We start from the raw sequence: 20,079 nt of genomic DNA, 5'->3' as shown, positions 1-20,079 counted from the left end.
TAACTAAAACCGGGGTCAGAGCCCCTTTTAAAAGAAGAACCGGGCTCTGACCCCTCTGGAGCACACATAACATGGCTAAAACGATTCTTGCGGTTGACGATTCCAGTTCCCTGCGCCAGATGGTGGCGTTCAGCCTGAAGGCCGCCGGCTACCAGGTGATCGAGGCGGTCGATGGCCAGGATGGCCTCGACAAGGCCAAGCAGCAGGCCGTCGACCTGGTCCTGACCGACCAGAACATGCCGAAGATGGATGGACTCACCCTGATCAAGTCGCTGCGCGGCCTGCCGACCTATGCCAAGGTGCCGATCCTGATGCTCACCACCGAATCGTCGGACGAGATGAAATCGAAGGGCCGTGCCGCCGGCGCGAATGGCTGGCTGGTCAAGCCCTTCGATCCGCAGCGCCTGATCGAGGTGGTCAAGAAAGTCATCGGCTAAGCCGATCAGCGACAAGCGATAAGCGACAATCATGACCATCGACATCAGCCAGTTCTACCAGGTCTTTTTCGACGAGGCGGAAGAGCTCCTCGCCGAGAAGGAGCGTCTGCTGCTGGCCGTCGATATCGCCGCGCCGGACGCGGAAGACCTGAACGCGATCTTCCGCACCGCCCATTCCATCAAGGGCGGGGCGTCGACCTTCGGCCTGAACGACATGAGCGAAGTGACCCACGTGCTGGAGTCGCTGCTGGACCGCATCCGCAAGGGCGAGATGTCCCTGACGGCGCAGCACGTGGACGCCTTCCTGGCGGCCAAGGATATCCTCAAGATGCAGCTCGACGGCCACCGCAACGGCGCGACGGTCGACCAGGAAGCCGTGGCCAACGTGCGCATGATGCTGCACGATCTGTCCGAAGGCGTCATCGTGGCCACGCACCAGCCGACCGTGCCATCCTTCCTGCACGCCGAGCAGAAGCAGGAAGTGCAGGAGGGCGCGCACCGCTACAAGATCGAGTTGCCGGACATCCCGCAGCGCGACGTGAATGCGCTGGTCGACGAACTCGGCCTGCTGGGCCGCGTGTCGGTCACGCCGCTGGCCGGCGGCCGCAGCGCCCTGATCATCATGACCCACGAGGGCCTGGATGACATCGTCGCGATCTGCTCCTTCGTGCTGGATCCCGATGACCTGAAGATTTTCGAAGCGCCGCCGCTCACCCCCGAGCAGCGCGCCATCGAGGCCGCAGAGCGTGCCCGCATCGAGGACGAGCAGGGCTACGGCTTCTTTGACCCGAACGAACCGGCCGAGGGTGAACAAGCCGAGCAGTCCGACGACGAGCGCGGCTACGGCTTCTTCCAGCCGATCGAACAGATCCGCCGCGAGGCCGGCATCGTGGCCGAAACGGCGAAGCCGGTCGTGGTGGAGAACCGCCCGGAAGCGCTGGAAGTGACCGAGGTCGCTGCCGAGAAGAAGGCCGCCAGGAAAAACATCGAGGGGGCGCCTGCAGGCTCCGAATCGAGCTCGATCCGCGTCTCGATCGAGAAGGTCGACCAGCTGATCAACCTGGTCGGCGAACTGGTGATCACCCAGGCCATGATCGAGCAGCGCAGCGACGGCCTCGATCCGATGGTCCACCAGCGCCTGCTGGCGTCGGTGTCCCAGTTGACCCGCAATACCCGCGACCTGCAGGAAGCGGTGATGTCGATCCGCATGATGCCGATGGACTTCGTGTTCTCGCGCTTCCCGCGCATGGTGCGCGACCTGGCCTCCAAGCTGGGCAAGAAGGTCGACTTCATCACCAACGGCGCGGCGACGGAACTGGACAAGGGCCTGATCGAGCGCATTGTCGATCCGCTGACCCACCTGGTGCGCAATTCGATCGACCACGGCATCGAGATGCCGGCCGCCCGCGTGGCCGCCGGCAAGTCGGAGTCGGGCCGCCTGTTCCTGTCCGCAGCCCACCAGGGCGGCAATATCGTGATCGAAGTCGCCGACGACGGCGGTGGCCTGAATCGCGAGCGCATCCTGGCCAAGGCGAAGCAGAACGGCCTGCCGGTTTCCGAGAACATGAGCGACGCCGATGTCTGGCAGCTGATCTTCGCGCCTGGCTTTTCGACCGCGGAAATCGTCACCGACGTGTCCGGACGCGGGGTCGGCATGGACGTCGTCAAGCGTAACATCACGCAGATGGGCGGCACCATCGACATCCGCTCGGCCAAGGGCTTCGGCACCACCATCCTGATTTCGCTGCCGCTGACGCTGGCGATCCTGGACGGCATGTCGATCCGCTCCGGCGAGGAGATCTACATCCTGCCGCTCGGCTTCGTGGTCGAGTCGCTGCAGCCGGCGAGAAGCGACGTCAAGGAGATCGCCGGCCAGGGCCGCGTGGTCAAGGTGCGCGGCGAGTACCTGCCCCTGATTCCGCTGTACCAGATGTTCAACATCGAGCCGCGCATCGTCGATCCGGCCGAAGGCATCCTCGTGATCCTCGAAGCGGAAGGGCGCAAGGCCGCGCTGTTCGTCGACGAACTGGTGGGGCAGCAGCAGGTCGTGGTGAAGAACCTCGAATCGAACTACCGCAAGGTGGCCGGGATCTCCGGCGCCACCATCCTCGGCGATGGCGGCGTGGCGCTGATCCTCGACGTGGCGGCGCTGCTGCGCTCTTCGCGTCAGCTGACGGACGATACCGTCGTCTCATAACATTGAAATCAACCTGAACTTAGGAACCGCCATGTCCAATCAACAGACCACCAAGCCCGCCGACGCGCGCGACGGCAGCGGCAGCGAATACCTCGCCTTCACCCTCGGCTCCGAGGAATACGGCATCGACATCCTGAAGGTGCAGGAGATCCGCGGCTACGAAGCCGTGACCCGCATCGCCAATGCCCCCGAATTCATCAAGGGCGTGATCAATCTGCGTGGCATCATCATTCCGGTGGTCGACATGCGCATCAAGTTCAACCTCGGCACCCCGACCTACGACCAGTTCACCGTCGTGATCATCCTGAACATCGGCGGCCGCATCATGGGCATGGTCGTGGACAGCGTGTCGGACGTCACCACCCTGACGCCGGACCAGATCAAGCCGGCGCCGGAAATGGGCACCGCCTTCAATTCCGACTACCTGATGGGCCTCGGCACCGTCGACGAGCGCATGCTGATCCTGATCGACATCGACCGTCTGATGTCGTCCAGCGAGATGGGCCTGATCGACAAGATGGCAGCGTAAGAACCGGAATCGCGGCGCAGGGCTGGCTTCATTTTTCACACCCAAGGGTAATAACGTGCCGCTTCATACCAAGCAGGAAACCGGCAAGGAATTCGAGTTCACGCGCGGCGACTTCGAGCGCGTGCGCGGGCTGATCTACCAGCGCGCCGGCATTTCGCTCGCCGACAGCAAGCAGGAAATGGTCTACAGCCGTCTCGCGCGCCGCCTGCGCGCGACCGGCATCGAGTCCTTCGTGCGCTATCTGGACGGCCTCGAAGCCGGAAAGATGCCGGCCGAGTGGGAATCCTTCACGAATGCGCTGACCACCAACCTGACCTCGTTCTTCCGCGAGGCCCATCACTTCCCGCTGCTGGCCGAGCATGCGCTCAAGGCGCGCCGCCAGCATCCGGGCACGCCGCTGACGATCTGGTGTTCCGCCAGCTCGACCGGCGAGGAACCCTACTCGATCGCGATGACCCTGTGCGAGGCGTTCAATACGCTGACGCCCCCGGTCTCCATCATCGCGACCGACATCGACACCAATGTGCTGGCGACCGCCAGCGCCGGCGTCTATCCGATCGAACGCCTCGACAAGCTCGAGGTCGAGCGCAAGCGCCGCTTTTTCCTGAAGGGGAAGGGCGCCCAGGAGGGACTGGTGCGGATTCGCCCCGAGCTGCGCAGCCTGGTCACTTTCCGCCAGCTCAACCTGCTGGCCGACGGCTGGGACCTGAAAGGTCCGTTCGACACGATCTTCTGCCGCAACGTGATGATCTACTTCGACAAGGCCACCCAGCGCAAGATCCTGTCGCGCTTCGTGCCCCTGATGAAGCCGGACGCACTGCTGTTCGCGGGCCATTCCGAGAATTTCCTGTATGTGTCCGACTCGCTGCGCCTGCGCGGCAAGACCGTGTACGAATTAGGTTAAAAGAAGCACCGCCATGGATACGAACAGCCAATTCGCCACCAACGTCTACTACGACCGCACCTTCGACTGCGACGCCGCCAAGATCCTGCCGGGCGAGTACTACTACACGCCCAAGGACATGCTGATCGTGACCGTGCTGGGCTCCTGCGTCTCGGCCTGCATCCGCGACCGCGTGAAAGGCCTGGGCGGCATGAACCACTTCATGCTGCCGGACGGCGGCGACCCGAACAATCCGGTCTCGGCCTCGATGCGCTACGGGACCTATGCGATGGAAGTGCTGATCAACGATCTGCTGAAGGCCGGCGCGCGCCGCGAGCACCTGGAAGCGAAAGTGTTCGGCGGCGGCGCCGTGCTGCGCGGCTTCTCGGCCATGAACGTGGGCGAGCGCAATGCCGCCTTCGTGATGCAGTTCCTGAAGACGGAACGCATTCCGGTGCTGGCCGAAGACCTGAACGACATCTACCCGCGCAAGGTGTACTTCTTCCCGCGCACCGGCAAGGTGCTGGTCAAGAAGCTGATGCAAACCCATAACGACACGCTGGCGAAGCGCGAGCTCGATTACGCCAGCCGCCTCAAGGTCGCCCCGGTGGGCGGCGACATCGACCTGTTCTGACGAAAGGGCCCGCCATGTTGGCAACTACGAACAACAAGATCAAGGTCGTGATCGTCGACGATTCCGCCCTGATCCGCAGCGTGATGACCGAGATCGTCAACTCGCAGCCGGACATGGAAGTGGTCGGCGTCGCGCCCGATCCGCTGGTTGCGCGCGACCTGATCAAGCGCACCAATCCCGACGTGCTCACGCTCGACGTCGAGATGCCGAAGATGGACGGCCTCGACTTCCTCGAAAAGCTGATGCGCCTGCGCCCGATGCCGGTGCTGATGGTGTCCTCGCTGACCGAGCGCGGCTCCGAGATCACCATGCGCGCGCTGGAACTGGGCGCCGTCGACTTCGTGACCAAGCCGAAGATCTCGATCCAGACCGGGATGCGCGAGTACACGGAACTCATCGCCGACAAGATCCGCGGCGCCGCCCGCGCGCGCCTGAAGCCGCGCACCCTGCACGCGCCGGCGCCCAGCGCCCAGCTGCCGCAGCTGCGCAGCCCGCTGACTTCGTCGGAAAAACTGATCATCATCGGCGCCTCCACCGGCGGCACCGAGGCGATCCGCGAATTCCTGATGCAGATGCCGTCCGACTGCCCGGGCATCCTGATCGCCCAGCACATGCCGGAAGGGTTCACGAGCTCCTTCGCCAAGCGTCTCGATTCGCTGTGCAAGATCAGCGTCAGCGAAGCCCAGGGCAACGAGCGCGTCCTGCCGGGCCACGCCTACATCGCGCCCGGCCATTCGCATCTGCTGCTGACCCGCTCCGGCGCCAACTACATGACCCGGATCGAGCAGACCGACCCGGTCAACCGCCACCGTCCTTCGGTGGACGTGCTGTTCCGTTCGGCTGCGCAGGCAGCCGGTAAAAATGCGGTCGGGGTGATCCTGACGGGCATGGGAAAAGACGGCGCACAGGGTATGCTGGAGATGAAGGGGGCGGGGGCTTACAATTTCGCCCAGGACGAGGCGTCCTGCGTCGTGTTCGGCATGCCGCGCGAGGCGATTGCGGTCGGCGCCACGCACGAAGTAGGCGCGCTGACAGCCTTGCCGGGTATGGTCCTTGGCCATCTTGCAACACACGGCGGCCGCGCGTTGCGCGTTTGATCCGCGAATACCGCTTTACCCTCGGTTTTATCGCCGCAGAGCAACAAAAATGCTATGCTTAGGCCTGCTTTCGCAGTGTCGAAGTCCAACCAACATACAGATAAAGTAACACGGAGTTTTTCATGGCTGATCCAAAGATGCGTTTTTTAGTTGTTGACGATTTCTCGACGATGCGTCGCATCGTGCGGAATCTGTTGAAGGAACTGGGTTACGCCAACGTTGACGAAGCCGAAGACGGCGTGATGGCCCTGGCCAAGCTGCGCAGCGAGCAGTTCGACTTCGTGGTGTCGGACTGGAACATGCCGAACATGGACGGCCTGACCATGCTGCAGAACATCCGTGCCGATCCCGCGCTGGCCGGCCTGCCGGTGCTGATGGTGACCGCCGAAGCGAAGAAGGAAAACATCATCGCGGCCGCGCAAGCGGGCGCCAATGGCTATGTGGTGAAGCCCTTCACCGCCGCCACCCTCGACGAAAAGCTGAACAAGATTTTCGAAAAGATGGGGAAGTAAAATGACTGAGCACACGGCCGACTCGGGCTCGAACGACGAGGTCCTGAGCCGGATCGGGCACATGACCCGCGCGCTCCACGAGAGCCTGCGCGGACTGGGCCTGGACAAGCTGATCGAAAAGGCTGCCAGCGACATCCCGGATGCGCGCGACCGCCTCGACTACGTGGCGCGCCTGTCGGAAGATGCCGCCAAGCGGGTGCTGGACGCGACCGACGCCGCGTCGCCGCTGCAGGACGGGATCGATGCTTCGGCCGTGGAACTGTCGGCTTCCTGGCAGTCGCTGCTGGACAGCGGCGAGGGCAGCGCCGAGTGGCGCGCGCTGGCCGAACGCACCATTGCATCGCTGGACGAATCGCGCAGCGCGGTCGGCGCCACCAAGGGCCACCTGATGGACATCATGATGGCCCAGGACTTCCAGGATCTGACCGGCCAGGTGATCAAGCGTATCACCGGCATCGCCCAGAACCTGGAAAAGCAGCTGGTGCAGATGCTGGTCGATTTCGCGCCGGCCGAGGTCAAGCGCGAGTTCGACAACAGCCTGCTGAACGGCCCGCAGATCAACCCCGAAGGCAATACCGAAGTAGTGGCCGACCAGGGCCAGGTCGACGACCTGCTCGACAGCCTCGGGTTCTGAGTTCCCCTGATGCGCCAGCGGACGGCGCATCATCCCCTGTTTTACCGGCGATTGTTATCAAATGCATCAGACCAACTTCATCGTCCGTGAACCTCTGCTCGATCCCAAGCAGCGTGTAATTGGTTATGAACTCTGCTGGCAGCAGCAGAACGGCAGGGAAGTGGGCCCGGCCGACCTTGAATCGCTGGTCGGTTTCGTCGCCGAGCACCTGGTCGACGCAGACCAGAACTGGCTGCTGCGCGACAAGCTGCTGTTCATCGACGCCGTCCCGGCCATGCTCTCGACCGACGCCCTGCACGCGCTGCCGCCGGAGCGCACCGTGCTGTCGATGAGCACCCGCGAACTCGCGAACAACGACACCCGCGCCGCCGTGCAGGCCCTGCGCGCCGGCGGCGTCGGCATCTCCCTGCGCGGCGCCAACCTGGACCTGCTGGGCAAGAACCTGTCCCCCGTCGCCTCCTACGCCGAAGTGCGCTTCACCGGCGCCGACGTCGCCACCCAGGCCCGCACCTATGCCGCGGCCAAGGCCTCGACCCTGCGCATGGTGGGCCGGCCGGTGGCCACCTGGGCCGACTTCGACGCCTGCGCCGCGCTCGGCCTGGACGCCTTCGTCGGCAAGCTGCACCTGACCCCGCGCGACGGCGGCAATACCAAGGGCATGAACCCGGCCCAGGCCATCATCCTGCAGCTGATGCAGATGGTGCAGAACAACGAGGACGTGCCCAAGATCGAGGCCGTGCTCAAGCGCGACCCGGCGCTGATCTACAAGCTCCTGCGCTTCATCAATTCCGCCGGCTTCGGCGCCGGCCGCCAGATCGAGTCGCTGCGCCAGGCGATCGCCATGCTCGGCTACGCGCCGCTGTACCGCTGGCTGGTGCTGCTGCTGGCCACCGCCAGCTCGAGCGGCTACTCGCCGGTGCTGATGGAAACCGCGGTCGTGCGCGCCCGCCTGTGCGAACTGCTGGGCCAGAAATTCCTGCCGCGCGCCGAAGGCGAATACCTGTTCGTGGCCGGCATGTTCTCGCTGCTGGACCGCCTGCTGGGCCTGCCGATGAAGGAAGTGCTGGACACCATCCAGCTGCCGGACGAGGTGGTGCGCGCGCTGCTGACGCGGGGCGGGGTCTATGGGCCTTACCTGGCGCTGGCCGAGGCTTGCGAGCTGAATTCGCAGCTGGTGGCGTCGATGGCGGCGTCGCTGGATATCAGCCCGCTTGACGTGAACAAGGCGCATTTGAGTGCGCTTGCCTGGGCGCAGAATGTGACGACCTGACTACCCGGTTGAGGTAGCAGCGAACAAAAGGCCAGTCAGCTGAATCGACTGGCCTTTTGTTTTGGGACTGGCGCGCTTACTTCCCCACGCTTACATCCCAAGCATCCAGACAAGGGCATAGGTCAGGAGCCCCACGCCCAGCAGCGCCAGCACGAAGACCGCGGCCAGCTTGCCGGCAGCGCCCAGGACCGCGCGCTTCTCCTTCCCCTTCTTCATCTCCTGGTCGTAATGCCACTTGATAGCGAAGAACATGCCCGTGCCTAGCACGAGTGCCTTGAAGGTAACGAAGACTACAGGGATCCAGTCCATGAATTTGCCGAATGCAGATGAGTGAGGAGAAAAACCAGGCGACTGCCATGCAAGGATGGTGTTGCTGCAGCTTCTGAGGCATTCTACCTAGAAGCAATATCCATACATCGAGACAAAATGTCCCAGTTGAGAACCATACAAGATGATCTGTTGCCCATCTGGTTGCCGCGATTGGCCAGGAACAAAGGGCCTCGCTTCTTGCAGATTGCGGATGCCTTGCAGGCGGCGGTGGCGGACGGATCGCTGAAACCGGGCGACCGTCTGCCTCCGCAGCGTCAGTTGGCGGCGCAGTTGGACGTCGACCTGACGACGATCACGCGCGCCTACGACGAAGCCAGGCGCCGCAACTTGCTGGAGGGCCGCGGCGCTCGAGGCACCTATGTCGCGGCGCCGAAAGCCGAATTGACCGCTGTCCTCGACCTGAGCATGAATACTCCGCCACCGCCGGACGGCGTGGACTTCGACGACATGCTGAAACAAGGTTTGTCGCAGGTACTGATGAGGGCAGACAATGCCTCGCTGATGACTTATCACCTGGGCGGGGGCAGCGACACCGACCGTCAGGCAGGCGCCGAGTGGCTGGCGCCGATGTTTGGAAAGCTGGATGCCGCGCAACTACTTGTCTGTCCGGGCGCGCAAGCCGCGATCGCCGCCTTGATGCTCGCGCTGACGGCGCCCGGCGACGTGATTCTGGCGGAGCCCATGACTTATCCCGGCCTGCGCGCGGCAGCGGCCCAATTCGGCCGGCGCCTCGTTGCGGTGGAGACGGACAAACACGGGATGCTGCCCGGGATGCTCGAGGAGGCCTGCCGCCGGCACAGGCCCGGGCTGGTCTACCTCAATCCGACCTTGCAGAATCCGACCGCCGGCACCATGCCGGAACGGCGGCGCAAGGAGCTCGCCGGCATCGCGAAGCGCTGCAATGTGCGCATCGTCGAGGACGATCCCTACTGGCTGCTTGCCGATGCCCCGCCGCCGCCCATTGCCAGGTTTGCCCCGGAACAGGTGGTCTACATCTCGACCCTGTCGAAATGCCTGACGCCCGGCTTGCGGGTCGCCTTCGTGCTCCTACGCGACCCGCGCGAACGCGAACGCTTCCTGGTCGCGCTCCGGTCGTTTGCGCTGATAGCCGCGCCCTTGAGCGCCGCACTCGCCACGCAGTGGATCCTCGACGGTTCGGCCGAGGGATTACTGGCAGGCGTACGCAAGGAGGCGCGCCTGCGGCAGCGGATGGCGCGAGATATTCTGGCGGGGCGGTACAACGGCTCGAATGACGGGCTGCATGTATGGCTCGCGTTGCCGGCGTACTGGACCGCCCCGCAGCTCGCGCGTGCAGCCGATCTCGAGGGCATCGCAGTCACGCCGGCCGAGGCATTCGCCACCAGCAGCGGCGCCGTGAATGCAATCCGGATCTCCTTGGGCAGCATCCAGGACCGTGGTCGCTTGCAGGCCGGTCTTCAACGGCTGTCGCAGCTGCTTGCGCGGCGGCCCGAGCCGTTCGAAAAACTCAGCGCTTCATCTGCACCTTGCTGACGGCGCGCTCCAGCCGCTGCTTCATCTGCATCGAAATATTCGAAATCCGGCACCCGACCTGCACCTGCTTCCCGAGAAGGAAGGTGTGGAAGGGCCGCAGCAGGCGCACTTCGAGGTCGGCGGTGATCGTCAGCGACGGTCCCAGCTCCAGTTCCACGCCTTCGATCTTCTTGCCGACATAGAACTCGTAGGACTGGTCCACTGTGGCGCGCAGGCCGACGCCGCTCAGCGAAAAATCATACAGCGGCAGTTCGAAGGGCTTCCCGAGCAGGCTGAAGCGGGCGCCGTAGCTGCCGCCCAGTGGGGATTCCAGGCGCGCCTCCGCGCGGCGGTTCAGGACCTGGCAGACCTCCGGCAGCGGCAGCTCGACGACCTGGACGCGGTCCGGCACGATGCTCCAGTTGGCGTCGAGCTCGAACTGGATCTTGGCGTTGCCGCCCAGCGAGGCGGCGAACACGGTCTTGCCTTCGGCGAGGAGGACGTCATAGGCCAGTTCGAGCCGGAAGGAACGGCGATCCGGATCGACGGCATCGATGCGCGCCATCACGAAGTCCTGGCCCATCGGGTAGACGGTGATGGCCTCGCCGGTCTGCGCCAGGGTCGACAAGGTGTCGAAGATCTGGAAGGCATCGGTCATGGTGTGCGAAGCCGCATTCGCCGGAATGCGGGCAACGGCGTCGGACATCTTGGGCACACCCTTCCGGATCTGCGTCGTGGCCAGGTCGGTCAAAATACTACTCCTTGAATCTTTTTACGTGATTTGGGTAAAAAGGCTTGCCCGGTAGATTCTAGCAAAGCAAGTTGCCAATATCTACAAGACAATTTCAAAAAAGAAAGTAGTGTGGCTTAGTTGAGCTCAAATCTCCAGATTATCGATCAACCGGGTATTGCCCAGCTTGGCGGCGCTCAGGACTACCAGTTGCTCACCGGCAAGATACTCCTCGCGCGTCGGCGGCTGCAGGTTCATGCGCCTGCGGATCGACACGTAATCCGGCTTCCAGCCGCGCGCTGCGAGGCGGTCCATCGCGTCCTGTTCCAGCGCCAGCAGGTCGGCGTGGCCACCGCGGGTCTGCTCGGCCACGTAGTTGAGCGTCTGGTAGAGGAAAGGCGCCTCGGCGCGTTCTTCCGTCGACAGGTAGCCATTACGCGAGGACAGGGCCAGGCCGTCCTCGGCGCGGAAGGTCTCGGCGCCGATGATCTCGGTCGGCATCGCGAGCTGGCGCGCCATGTTACGGATGATCATGAGTTGCTGGTAATCCTTCTTGCCGAACACGGCCACGCGCGGCTGCACGCAGGAGAACAGCTTGGTCACCACCGTGCACACGCCCGGGAACATCGCGGGACGGAACTCGCCTTCGAGGATATTGCCGAGGTCGTCAGGCGGCAAGACGCGGTATTCCTGCGGCTCCGGATAAAGATCCTTTTCGGTCGGCGCGAACAGTACATAGACGCCTTCCTTTTCCAGCTTCTCGACGTCGGCCTGGAAGGTGCGCGGGTATTTGTCGAAGTCCTCGTTCGGGCCGAACTGCAGGCGGTTGACGAAGATCGAGGCGACCACCGGGTCGCCGTGGCGGCGCGCCAGGCGCATCAGCGAGAGGTGGCCTTCATGCAGGTTGCCCATGGTCGGAACGAAGGCGGTGCGCAGTTGTCCGCGCAGCTGGTCGCGCAGTTCGTCGATGGTGGAGATGATTTTCATGGTGTCTTTGTAAAGCTCAGGCCGGCGAATAGGCCAACCGGACATAGATGGGCGCGAATGGTTCGGCCTGGGTAATTTCGATCAGGGTTTCCTTGGCCAGCTCGAGCATGGCCACGAAGTGCACGACCACGACAGGCACGCTGGCTTGTCCATGGAACAGTTCCGAGAATTCAATGAAGCGGTTCGATTGCAGTGTACGCAGGATCGCCGACATGTGCTCGCGCACCGACAGTTCCTCGCGGCCGATCCGGTGATGCTGGGTCAGCTTCGCGCGGCGCAGCACGTCCATCCAGGCGCGCTGCAAATCGTGCGGGTTGACGTGCGGCCAGCTAGGGGCCAAACCCTGTTCGACCGGCAGCGAGGGACGCTGGAAGTCGCGGTCGAGCTGGGGCAGGGAGCCAACTTGCTGGGCCGCCAGCTTGATCTGCTCGTATTCCAGCAGGCGCCGCACCAGTTCCGCGCGCGGGTCCCCTGCGTCCTCGATCAGCTCGTCCTGGCGCTTGGGGAGCAGCATGCGCGACTTGATCTCGATGAGCATGGCCGCCATCAGCAGGTACTCGGCCGCCAGTTCCAGGTTGCTCTTGCGGATCTGCTCGACGTATTCCAGGTATTGCAGGGTCACCTGCGCCATCGGGATGTCGAGGATGTTGAAGTTCTGCTTGCGGATCAGGTAGAGCAGCAGGTCCAGCGGACCTTCGAAGGCGTCGAGGAAGACTTCGAGCGCGTCGGGCGGGATGTACAGGTCGTTCGGCAGGCGCAGCAGCGGCTCGCCGTAGAGACGGGCGATGGCGGCCTCGGCCGCATCATGCGCCTCGAGGGAGGACTGCAGCTCGGCGTCAAGGATGGCGCCGTCGTCCGGCGTGGGATCGGCGCCTCCCTCGGGAGACGCCTGCTCGGGCACCATCGTCGTCAGCCTCTGCCGCCTGCTTTGCTCAGACCTTGGTCTGGTACGGATAAGCCTGCTGGCGCAGGCGCGATTCGGCGATGCGGCGCTGCTCGTCCAGCGACAGCGGCGACTTGTCCCACAGCAGGGAACGGCCTTCCACCTGGCGCTGGTCCATGCCCGGGGTTTTCTCTTTCAGGTCCTTGATGAACTTGGTGTGGTCGGATTCGTAATTCGAGTGTTTCGTGAACAGGCCCATGGTGCTCTTTACTTAAAGGAATAGGTGCAAACCTGAAATTCTAACGCTTACTTGTGCAGCGCGTTCAGCTGGCGGGCGATGATGTCGTGGTTGAGCCACAGCACCGGCGCAATCTTCTCGGCCGCGCCGTGGAACATCAGCGGGCCGGTGCCTTCCAGCACCAGCGAGGACAGGTGGTCGGTGATCAAGGCCTTCTTGTCCTGGTGCAGCGAAGTGATTTCATCCGAGGTGCCGATCATGAGGTCGGCCAGCTCCGGCGAGTTGTCCATCGGCCAGGCTTCGAAGTTGCGGAAGCCGGCGCTGGTCTCGGTCTGCAGATAGCTTTCCAGCTTGTCCAGGATGCCCTGCACCGTCTCGCCCTCGTTCAGCAGGGCCTGGCAGGCATCCCACTGCTGCTGGGCCCATGCGCCGCCGCCTTCCTTCTTGAGTGCGGTCAGCAGCGGGAACAGCGACAGTTCCACGCCGACGAAGATGTCCGACGAATTGGTGCGGATTTCCGGGCAGTTGAACACGGTCGCGGCCACGCCCTGTTTCCAGGCGGCTTCTGCGATCGACTCCAGGCGCATCTTGGCGTAGCCCTGGGTGTAGTTGGTGTAGGTCTGCCATTTGTATTCGTCGCCGATCAGCACTTCGGTGCCGTGGTAGCCGTAGGCGGTGTAGCGGACCTGGCCGCCCTTCGACTCGACGCGGGCGCGGATCGAGCTCGATGCGTCGATCAGGTACTTCAGCGTATTCGCCGAGACTTCGTCGAAGTTCATCAGGATCAGCTTGCCCAGGTCGCTGTCCAGCAGGGCGCGCGAGGACATAAAGCGGTCGCCGCGGCCTTTGTAGATGCGGTTGGCAATGGCCAGGAAAGCCTTGATGCGCGGAATGCCGCCGGCCATGGTGTGAGCGAAGAAGACGTTGGCGCCGTCCGGGATCAGCTTGTCGATCTCGGCCATCGACTGGCGGGCCGATTCCGTGAAGCGGGCCACGCCGGCCTGGCGGCAGAGTTCGATCTTGTCCCAGTCCAGCTTGTCTTCCTGCCAGCTCTTGAGGGTAATGCCGGACAGCATCTCGGTCGGGTTCTGTTCGCCCGCCGGTGCATCCATGTCGAAACCGGCCATCAGCGGCACATTGATGATGCGGCCGCCCAGCTTGTCTTCCGCTTCCGCATGCTCTTCCGCCGTCAGGGCGCGCAGGGTGCCGTCGTCGTTGCGGCGGCCCACGGTGATGCCCACGATGGTCATGCCGGCCTTGCGCGCTTCGTCGATCAGGCCGTTCGCGTAGCCACGGCCGAACAGCTCGCCGAACAGCACGAAGACGTCGCCTTGGCGGAACAGGTTCGCTTGCGGGATGTGTCGAAGGGCTTTGTATTCGGTCATTTTATTTTTCTACCACTCAAAAGTAAGAAACAGCGCATTATATGCCAGCGCTGCGCCCAGATTAATAGTCGATTAACGAATACGCATGCCAGGCTTGGCACCCGACACCGGCTCCAGCACATACAGGCCCGGATCGGCCTTCTCATCCTTGGCCGAAGCGCACAGCACCATCCCTTCCGAGATACCGAACTTCATCTTGCGCGGCGCCAGGTTGGCGACCATCACGGTCAGCTTGCCGATCAATTGCTCTGGCTGGTAGGCCGACTTGATGCCCGAGAAGACATTACGGTAGCGGCCTTCACCCAGGTCGAGCGTGAGGCGCAGCAGCTTGCTCGAACCTTCGACGTGCTCACAATTGACGATTTTCGCCACGCGCAGATCGATCCTGGTGAAGTCGTCGATCGAGATTTCCGGGGCCAGTTCTTCGATATCGCCGGCTTCGGCTGCCGGCAGGTCGGCTGCGGGGGCCGCTGCGGCTGGCTTTTCGGCAGCGGCCGGGGCTGCTGCCGGAGCGGCAACGGCAGGCGTAGCGACGCCCGGCTTGTCGAACAGGTCCTCGACCATCTTCGCGTCCACGCGCTGCATCAGGTGGCTGTAGGCGCCGATGGTGCGGCCCAGCATGCTGTTGTAGACCTTCTCGCCCTGGGTGTCTTCCCAAGTGAAGGCGGCATCGCCCAGGAATTCCTGCACGCGCGCGGCAACGTGCGGCAGCACCGGCGACATCATGATGCTCAGCTGGCGGAACAGGATCAGGGCGGTGGTGCAGACTTCGTGCAGCTCTTCGACCCTGGATTCATCCTTGGCCAGCAGCCAGGGCTTGTTTTCGTCGACGTACTGGTTGGCCACGTCGGCGATGGCCATGATTTCGCGCAGCGCCTTGCCGAACTCGCGCGCTTCGTAGCTGGCGGCAATCGTCGCCTGGCGCTCGCCGTGTTCGCCGTTCAGGGCGCGGGCAATCCACTGCTGGGCGTTATCGGACAGCGAAGCGGCCAGCTTGCCGTCGAACTTCTTGGCGATGAAGCCGGCGCAGCGGCTGGCGATGTTCACGTACTTGCCGATCAGGTCGCTGTTCACGCGGGCGACGAAGTCTTCGCCGGTGAAGTCCAGGTCTTCGACCTTGCTGTTCAGCTTGAATGCCAGGTAGTAGCGCAGCCACTCCGGATTCATCTTCAGTTCCAGGTAGCGCAGCGGCGAAATGCCGGTGCCGCGCGACTTCGACATCTTTTCGTTGTTCACGGTCAGGTGGCCGTGGACATTGACCTTCAGCTTGTCGATGACCGGGTGCTGCGAGAAATTCAGCATCGCCGGCCAGAACAGCAGGTGGAAGGAGACGATGTCCTTGCCGATGAAGTGGACCTGCTCGGCGGCCGGATCGTTCAGGAAGGCTTCGTAGTCGAGGCCTTTCTTTTCGAAGTAATTCTTCAGCGAGGCCAGGTAGCCGACCGGCGCGTCCAGCCAGACGTAGAAGAACTTGCCCGGCGCATCGGGAATCGGGATGCCGAAGTAGGGCGCGTCGCGGGAGATGTCCCAGTCGGCCAGCTTTTCGCCGTTCTCGCCCAGCCACTCGGACACTTTATTGACCATTTCCGGCTGCAGGCGGCCCGGGGTGTTCAGCCACTCCTTGAGGAACTGGAAGCAGCGCGGGTCGGACAGCTTGAAGAAGTACTGCTCGGACGGCTTCAGGATCGGGGTCGAGCCGGTGAACACCGAGTACGGATTGATCAGTTCGGTCGGCTGGTAGGCGGCGCCGCAGACTTCGCAGTTGTCGCCGTACTGGTCCTTGGCGTGGCAGACCGGGCACTCGCCCTTGATGTTGCGGTCGGCCAGGAACATGCCCTTGGTCGGGTCGTAGAAACGGTCGACGGTCTTGGTATAGATGAGGCCGGCATCACGCAGTTTGCAGTAGATGCCCTGCGACAGCTCGACGTTTTCCGGCGAATCGGTCGAATACCAGTTGTCGAAGGCGATGTGGAAGCCGTCCAGGTACTGGGCGCGGCCGGCGGCGATGCGGGCCACGAATTCCTGCGGCGTCACGCCTTCCTTCTCGGCGGCGATCATGATCGGGGTGCCGTGGGTATCGTCGGCGCCGACGAAGTGCACCGTGCGCTGTTGGCCATCGTCCTTCTGCATTCGCTGGAAGCGGACCCAGATGTCGGCCTGGATGTATTCCATCATGTGGCCGATGTGGAAGGCGGCGTTGGCGTAGGGCAGGGCGGTGGTGACGAACAGCTTGCGTGTCATGGTCGGAGAAAGGGGACGTTATATGAAAAAAGGCATTTTACCAGCGGATGACCCTGAACGCGCAGGGGGTAATCATGCACTTTGCCACTTGTACAAGCGTCGTTGCCCTGATTTACGCTAAACTCTTGCGCATCACATCCGGAGAATTCCATGAGCATCACTGCAGAAGACGTCAAAGCCGCACTGGCCGCCGTCATCGACCCGAATACCAATAAAGATTACGTCAGCACCCGTTCCGTCAAGAATATCCAGCTCGACGGCGGCAATGTCTCCCTCGACATCGAACTCGGCTACCCGGGCAAGAGCCAGGTCGGCCTGGTCCGCAACGCCGTCATCGAGGCGCTGCGCCAGCTGCCGGGCGTGCAGAATGTCAGCGTCAACGTCAGCTCGAAGATCATCTCGCACACCGTGCAGCGTGGCCTGAAGGTGATGCCGAACGTGAAGAACATCATCGCGGTCGCCTCGGGCAAGGGCGGCGTCGGCAAGTCGACCACCGCCGTCAACCTGGCGCTGGCCCTGGCCGCCGAGGGCGCCAGCGTCGGCGTGCTGGATGCCGACATCTACGGCCCTTCGCAGCCAACCATGTTGGGCATCAATGGCCGCCCGCAAAGCCTGGACGGCAAGACCATGGAGCCGCTGGAGAACCACGGCGTGCAGGTGTCTTCGATCGGTTTCCTCATCGATCCGGACGAGCCCATGGTCTGGCGCGGCCCGATGGTCACCCAGGCCCTGCAGCAGCTGCTGGAGCAGACCAACTGGCGCGAGCTGGACTACCTGATCGTCGACATGCCCCCGGGCACCGGCGACATCCAGCTGACCCTGTCGCAGAAAGTGCCGGTCACGGGCGCCGTGATCGTCACCACCCCGCAGGACATCGCCCTGCTGGATGCGCGCAAAGGTTTGAAAATGTTCGAGAAGGTCGGAATTCCGATCCTCGGCGTGGTCGAGAACATGAGCATGCACATCTGCTCGAACTGCGGCCATCACGAGGCGATCTTCGGCGAAGGCGGCGGCGAAAAGATGTGCGCCGACTTCGGCGTCGATTTCCTGGGACGTCTGCCGCTGCAGCTGTCGATTCGCGAGCAGGCGGATTCGGGCACGCCGACCGTGGTGGCGGAGCCGGATGGCGCCGTGGCCAATATTTATAAGGCGATTGCGCGCAAGGTGGCGGTGAAGGTGGCGGAGAAGGCGAAGGATATGAGTGCCAAGTTTCCGACTATCGTCGTCAAGAACGACTGATTGGCCGAACCGTCATCCTCGCGAAAGCGGGGATCCATACTGAGGTGATGTTGCACGCGACGTATGGATTCCCGCTTCCGCGGGAATGACGTGCAACAAATGCGCATCGACTCCCTCCGCACCCAACTCCGCACCCTCGGCGCCCTCCCGCTCCACGAAGACCGCATCCTGCGCGACTGGGTCAGGAACAGCGGGCACGAGCACGGCCGCCGACGCCCCGGCGACTTCCTGCCGAAACCGCTGCGCCAAGCCCTTCCCGACATCGACGCCCAGCTCGACGGCCTCGCCCGCATCCTCAGCACCCACCCGGCCGAAGACGGCTCCGCCCGCCTGCTGGTCGGCCTGCAGGACGGCCAGACGGTGGAATCGGTGCTGCTGCCGCGCGACGGCGTCTGCGTGTCGAGCCAGGTCGGTTGCGCGGTCGGCTGCCAGTTCTGCATGACGGGGCAGGGCGGCCTGGTGCGGCAGGTGACGAGCGGCGAGATCGTCGCCCAGGTGGTGCTGGCGCGCCGGCAGCGGCCCGTGAAAAAAGTCGTCTTCATGGGTATGGGCGAGCCGGCGCACAATCTCGACAACGTGATGGAAGCGATCGAGCTGCTGGGCGTTGAGGGGAATATCGCGCACAAGAATCTGGTGTTCTCGACCGTCGGCGACCCGCGCGTGTTCGAGCGCCTGCCGGCGGGACGCGTGAAGCCGGCGCTGGCGCTGTCGCTGCACACGACCAAACCCGCGCTGCGCGAACGCCTGCTGCCGCGTGCGCCGCGCCTGACGCCACAAGAACTGGTGGACGAGGGCGAGCGCTATGCGCGCCTGACCGGCTACCCGATCCAGTACCAGTGGACTTTACTGGAAGGCGTGAACGACGGCCAGGACGAGCTGGAGGCCCTCGCCGAACTCCTGCGCGGCAAGTACGCCGTGCTCAACATGATTCCGTATAACGCCAACGAAGGCTTGCCTTTCCAGCGGCCCGGCTGGGACAAGGCGGAGCGGATCGCGGCCTGGCTGTTCGAGCGCGGCATCCTCACCAAGCTGCGCGATTCGGCGGGGCAGGATGTCGATGGCGGTTGCGGGCAGTTGCGGGCGCGGGCTGCGCAGCCGGTCAAAGTTCATCGGCCAGCGTAATTACGCCACCCGCCCCACCTTCTCGACCCGCTGCCCCAACTGCTTCGCCCGCACCTGGTTGCGTCCCGCGTGCTTGGCCTCGTACATCAACTGGTCGGCCAGCGCGATCATGCCTTGCGGCGTGACGGCATGGCTGCCGCCGAACTCGGCGCCGACCACGCCGAAGCTGGCCGTGGTGCCCAGCGAGAGTCCGCCCTCGAGCTCGACGCGCTGGGCGGCGAAGGCGGCGCGCACGCGCTCGGCCAGTTCGAGGGCGCCGTCCAGGCGCGTCTCCGGAAGGATGATCAGGAATTCCTCGCCGCCGTAGCGCACCACCGTGTCGATGGCATCGCGCGTCATCGCCTGCACCAAGGTCGCGAAGCTGCGCAGCAGTTCGTCGCCGGCGTGGTGGCCATGGGTGTCGTTGATCTTCTTGAAGCCGTCGAGGTCGCACATGATCAGCGACAGGCTGAGGCGGTAGCGGCGGGCGCGCGCGATCTCGCCGTCGAGGAGGCCGGCGTTCAGGTGGCGGCGGTTGTACGAGCCGGTGAGCGGGTCGCGGATCGACAGGTTGGTCAGCACCTGCTGCGCCCAGTACTGTTCGCGCCACATGCGCGCATGGCGCTGGGCCACGGTCAGGCCGAACACGTTGGCGCCCACCAGCAGCATGGTCAGCGAGCTCAGGGCGCGCGTCTCGACCGCGTGCTGGGTCCAGGCCAGGGCGATGAAGGCCAGGCTGGCGCTGACCGTGATCGCGGCCGCGTGCAGCAGCCGGTTCGGGATCAGCACATGGATCACCATCGCCATCACCGCCCAGGCCATGGCGTGCAGCAGGATGTCGGCGGGGCGGTACCAGATCACGAGGAAATAACTGGCGGCCCAGCACAGTGTGAAGGCGCTGGCCGCGTGGCCGGTGGCCCGCACGGAGGCCGTGGGGCGGCGTGCGTAGAACAGGCAGGCGGCCGCGACGAAGGGAATCGCCAGGCGTGACAGCAGCGGTACGATGGCCTTGTCCAAGCCCAGCGCCGCGATGTCGGTGGCGCCGAACACGAGATAGAACAGCGAGCACAGCAGCAGCCCGCGGCGCAGGTCGCGCAGGATCGTGGCCGCCTGCTGGTGCAGGAAACCGGCTTCCGTGGCGGCATCGGAGAATTCTCCGCGCAGGGGCGCGATGGGAGCGATGCTCGGGTCGTTCGACATGAAGGGGCTTACGTCAGGACCAAACCAGAAAGGGTAGCTAAAAACTTAATTTCTGTAAAGT

Annotated in this window: 20 protein-coding genes; 12 read left to right on the top strand and 8 right to left on the bottom strand. The window is 63.8% G+C overall.

The genetic code is table 11. The features are described 5' to 3' along the window. The first annotated feature begins 71 nt into the window (after positions 1-71). The 9 genes from LQV39_RS06725 to LQV39_RS06685 all read left to right on the top strand — a co-directional run bounded on the left by LQV39_RS06725 (position 72) and on the right by LQV39_RS06685 (position 8,193). Positions 72-437: a response regulator gene (locus LQV39_RS06725; protein ID WP_230021993.1), complete on the top strand. Its 366-nt coding sequence runs from the start codon at positions 72-74 to the stop codon at positions 435-437. Between the two features lie 31 nt (positions 438-468). Continuing rightward, on the top strand, positions 469-2,634 hold the full coding sequence (cheA, locus tag LQV39_RS06720; protein ID WP_230021984.1) for a chemotaxis protein CheA: 2,166 nt from the start codon (positions 469-471) through the stop codon (positions 2,632-2,634). Positions 2,635-2,665: 31 nt separating this feature from the next. Continuing rightward, positions 2,666-3,163 carry a chemotaxis protein CheW gene (locus tag LQV39_RS06715; protein ID WP_230021975.1) on the top strand — a complete coding sequence of 166 codons (498 nt, stop codon included), beginning with the start codon at positions 2,666-2,668 and terminating at the stop codon, positions 3,161-3,163. Between the two features lie 55 nt (positions 3,164-3,218). Beyond that, positions 3,219-4,067: a CheR family methyltransferase gene (locus tag LQV39_RS06710; protein WP_230021971.1), complete on the top strand. Its 849-nt coding sequence runs from the start codon at positions 3,219-3,221 to the stop codon at positions 4,065-4,067. 13 nt (positions 4,068-4,080) lie between these two features. Continuing rightward, entirely contained in the window at positions 4,081-4,680 is a 600-nt protein-coding gene (gene cheD / locus LQV39_RS06705) for a chemoreceptor glutamine deamidase CheD (protein ID WP_230021959.1), read from the top strand. 14 nt (positions 4,681-4,694) lie between these two features. Next, positions 4,695-5,777 carry a chemotaxis response regulator protein-glutamate methylesterase gene (locus LQV39_RS06700; protein WP_230021956.1) on the top strand — a complete coding sequence of 361 codons (1,083 nt, stop codon included), beginning with the start codon at positions 4,695-4,697 and terminating at the stop codon, positions 5,775-5,777. A 122-nt stretch (positions 5,778-5,899) separates the two neighbouring features. Next, the gene (gene cheY / locus LQV39_RS06695; RefSeq protein ID WP_230021946.1) at positions 5,900-6,289 is read left to right on the top strand and encodes a chemotaxis response regulator CheY; all 390 of its coding nucleotides are present in this window, start codon (positions 5,900-5,902) and stop codon (positions 6,287-6,289) included. A 1-nt stretch (position 6,290) separates the two neighbouring features. Continuing rightward, a complete protein-coding gene (gene cheZ, locus LQV39_RS06690) occupies positions 6,291-6,923 on the top strand; it encodes a protein phosphatase CheZ (RefSeq protein WP_230021940.1) in 633 nt (210 codons plus the stop codon). A 61-nt stretch (positions 6,924-6,984) separates the two neighbouring features. Continuing rightward, a complete protein-coding gene (locus LQV39_RS06685) occupies positions 6,985-8,193 on the top strand; it encodes an EAL and HDOD domain-containing protein (RefSeq protein WP_230021926.1) in 1,209 nt (402 codons plus the stop codon). 90 nt (positions 8,194-8,283) lie between these two features. Here the strand turns inward: LQV39_RS06685 and LQV39_RS06680 are convergent, their stop codons facing one another. After that, positions 8,284-8,502: a hypothetical protein gene (locus LQV39_RS06680; RefSeq protein ID WP_230021924.1), complete on the bottom strand. Its 219-nt coding sequence runs from the start codon at positions 8,500-8,502 to the stop codon at positions 8,284-8,286. 117 nt (positions 8,503-8,619) lie between these two features. On the opposite strand from LQV39_RS06680, the gene LQV39_RS06675 reads away from it, so the two are divergent. After that, positions 8,620-10,035 (top strand): PLP-dependent aminotransferase family protein, encoded by a 1,416-nt coding sequence (locus LQV39_RS06675; protein ID WP_230021922.1) that lies wholly within the window; start codon positions 8,620-8,622, stop codon positions 10,033-10,035. Here the strand turns inward: LQV39_RS06675 and LQV39_RS06670 are convergent. The 6 genes from LQV39_RS06670 to metG all read right to left on the bottom strand — a co-directional run bounded on the left by LQV39_RS06670 (position 10,010) and on the right by metG (position 16,478). After that, positions 10,010-10,765, bottom strand: a complete 756-nt coding sequence (locus LQV39_RS06670) for a flagellar brake protein (protein WP_230021920.1) — start codon at positions 10,763-10,765, stop codon at positions 10,010-10,012. The genes LQV39_RS06675 and LQV39_RS06670 overlap by 26 nt on opposite strands. A gap of 126 nt (positions 10,766-10,891) precedes the next feature. Then, complete coding sequence (gene panC, locus LQV39_RS06665; protein ID WP_230021918.1) at positions 10,892-11,731, bottom strand: pantoate--beta-alanine ligase; 840 nt, start codon at positions 11,729-11,731, stop codon at positions 10,892-10,894. Between the two features lie 16 nt (positions 11,732-11,747). Then, the gene (locus LQV39_RS06660) at positions 11,748-12,635 is read right to left on the bottom strand and encodes a ScpA family protein (protein ID WP_230021915.1); all 888 of its coding nucleotides are present in this window, start codon (positions 12,633-12,635) and stop codon (positions 11,748-11,750) included. A 28-nt stretch (positions 12,636-12,663) separates the two neighbouring features. Further along, positions 12,664-12,873, bottom strand: a complete 210-nt coding sequence (locus tag LQV39_RS06655) for a DUF3460 family protein (RefSeq protein ID WP_230021900.1) — start codon at positions 12,871-12,873, stop codon at positions 12,664-12,666. A gap of 47 nt (positions 12,874-12,920) precedes the next feature. Beyond that, positions 12,921-14,237, bottom strand: a complete 1,317-nt coding sequence (locus LQV39_RS06650; protein ID WP_230021886.1) for a hypothetical protein — start codon at positions 14,235-14,237, stop codon at positions 12,921-12,923. Between the two features lie 72 nt (positions 14,238-14,309). After that, positions 14,310-16,478, bottom strand: a complete 2,169-nt coding sequence (metG, locus tag LQV39_RS06645) for a methionine--tRNA ligase (protein ID WP_230021881.1) — start codon at positions 16,476-16,478, stop codon at positions 14,310-14,312. A gap of 150 nt (positions 16,479-16,628) precedes the next feature. On the opposite strand from metG, the gene apbC reads away from it, so the two are divergent. Both apbC and LQV39_RS06635 read left to right on the top strand, forming a co-directional pair. Next, positions 16,629-17,717 (top strand): iron-sulfur cluster carrier protein ApbC, encoded by a 1,089-nt coding sequence (gene apbC / locus LQV39_RS06640; protein WP_230021864.1) that lies wholly within the window; start codon positions 16,629-16,631, stop codon positions 17,715-17,717. A gap of 99 nt (positions 17,718-17,816) precedes the next feature. Beyond that, on the top strand, positions 17,817-18,839 hold the full coding sequence (locus LQV39_RS06635) for an RNA methyltransferase (protein ID WP_230021856.1): 1,023 nt from the start codon (positions 17,817-17,819) through the stop codon (positions 18,837-18,839). On the opposite strand, the gene LQV39_RS06630 is transcribed toward LQV39_RS06635, so the two are convergent. Beyond that, positions 18,840-20,018 carry a GGDEF domain-containing protein gene (locus tag LQV39_RS06630; RefSeq protein ID WP_230021844.1) on the bottom strand — a complete coding sequence of 393 codons (1,179 nt, stop codon included), beginning with the start codon at positions 20,016-20,018 and terminating at the stop codon, positions 18,840-18,842. It abuts the gene before it with no gap. Positions 20,019-20,079: the final 61 nt, after the last annotated feature.

The organism is Massilia sp. Bi118 (assembly GCF_918697865.1).
Classification (GTDB): Bacteria; Pseudomonadota; Gammaproteobacteria; order Burkholderiales; family Burkholderiaceae_D; genus Telluria.
The sequence above is the reverse complement of the archived record's forward strand: the minus strand, read 5'-3'. Positions and strand labels throughout refer to the sequence as shown.

Excerpts from the sequence above, each read along its gene's own strand:
- cheA (WP_230021984.1), top strand. The coding sequence starts at position 469 with ATGACCATCGACATCAGCCAGTTCTACCAGGTCTTTTTCGACGAGGCG.
- LQV39_RS06630 (WP_230021844.1), bottom strand. The coding sequence starts at position 20,018 with ATGTCGAACGACCCGAGCATCGCTCCCATCGCGCCCCTGCGCGGAGAA.
- LQV39_RS06660 (WP_230021915.1), bottom strand. The coding sequence starts at position 12,635 with ATGGTGCCCGAGCAGGCGTCTCCCGAGGGAGGCGCCGATCCCACGCCG.
- apbC (WP_230021864.1), top strand. The coding sequence starts at position 16,629 with ATGAGCATCACTGCAGAAGACGTCAAAGCCGCACTGGCCGCCGTCATC.
- LQV39_RS06650 (WP_230021886.1), bottom strand. The coding sequence starts at position 14,237 with ATGACCGAATACAAAGCCCTTCGACACATCCCGCAAGCGAACCTGTTC.
- LQV39_RS06655 (WP_230021900.1), bottom strand. The coding sequence starts at position 12,873 with ATGGGCCTGTTCACGAAACACTCGAATTACGAATCCGACCACACCAAG.
- LQV39_RS06680 (WP_230021924.1), bottom strand. The coding sequence starts at position 8,502 with ATGGACTGGATCCCTGTAGTCTTCGTTACCTTCAAGGCACTCGTGCTA.
- panC (WP_230021918.1), bottom strand. The coding sequence starts at position 11,731 with ATGAAAATCATCTCCACCATCGACGAACTGCGCGACCAGCTGCGCGGA.
- cheD (WP_230021959.1), top strand. The coding sequence starts at position 4,081 with ATGGATACGAACAGCCAATTCGCCACCAACGTCTACTACGACCGCACC.
- LQV39_RS06685 (WP_230021926.1), top strand. The coding sequence starts at position 6,985 with ATGCATCAGACCAACTTCATCGTCCGTGAACCTCTGCTCGATCCCAAG.
- cheY (WP_230021946.1), top strand. The coding sequence starts at position 5,900 with ATGGCTGATCCAAAGATGCGTTTTTTAGTTGTTGACGATTTCTCGACG.
- cheZ (WP_230021940.1), top strand. The coding sequence starts at position 6,291 with ATGACTGAGCACACGGCCGACTCGGGCTCGAACGACGAGGTCCTGAGC.
- LQV39_RS06675 (WP_230021922.1), top strand. The coding sequence starts at position 8,620 with ATGTCCCAGTTGAGAACCATACAAGATGATCTGTTGCCCATCTGGTTG.
- LQV39_RS06635 (WP_230021856.1), top strand. The coding sequence starts at position 17,817 with ATGCGCATCGACTCCCTCCGCACCCAACTCCGCACCCTCGGCGCCCTC.
- LQV39_RS06715 (WP_230021975.1), top strand. The coding sequence starts at position 2,666 with ATGTCCAATCAACAGACCACCAAGCCCGCCGACGCGCGCGACGGCAGC.
- LQV39_RS06700 (WP_230021956.1), top strand. The coding sequence starts at position 4,695 with ATGTTGGCAACTACGAACAACAAGATCAAGGTCGTGATCGTCGACGAT.
- metG (WP_230021881.1), bottom strand. The coding sequence starts at position 16,478 with ATGACACGCAAGCTGTTCGTCACCACCGCCCTGCCCTACGCCAACGCC.
- LQV39_RS06725 (WP_230021993.1), top strand. The coding sequence starts at position 72 with ATGGCTAAAACGATTCTTGCGGTTGACGATTCCAGTTCCCTGCGCCAG.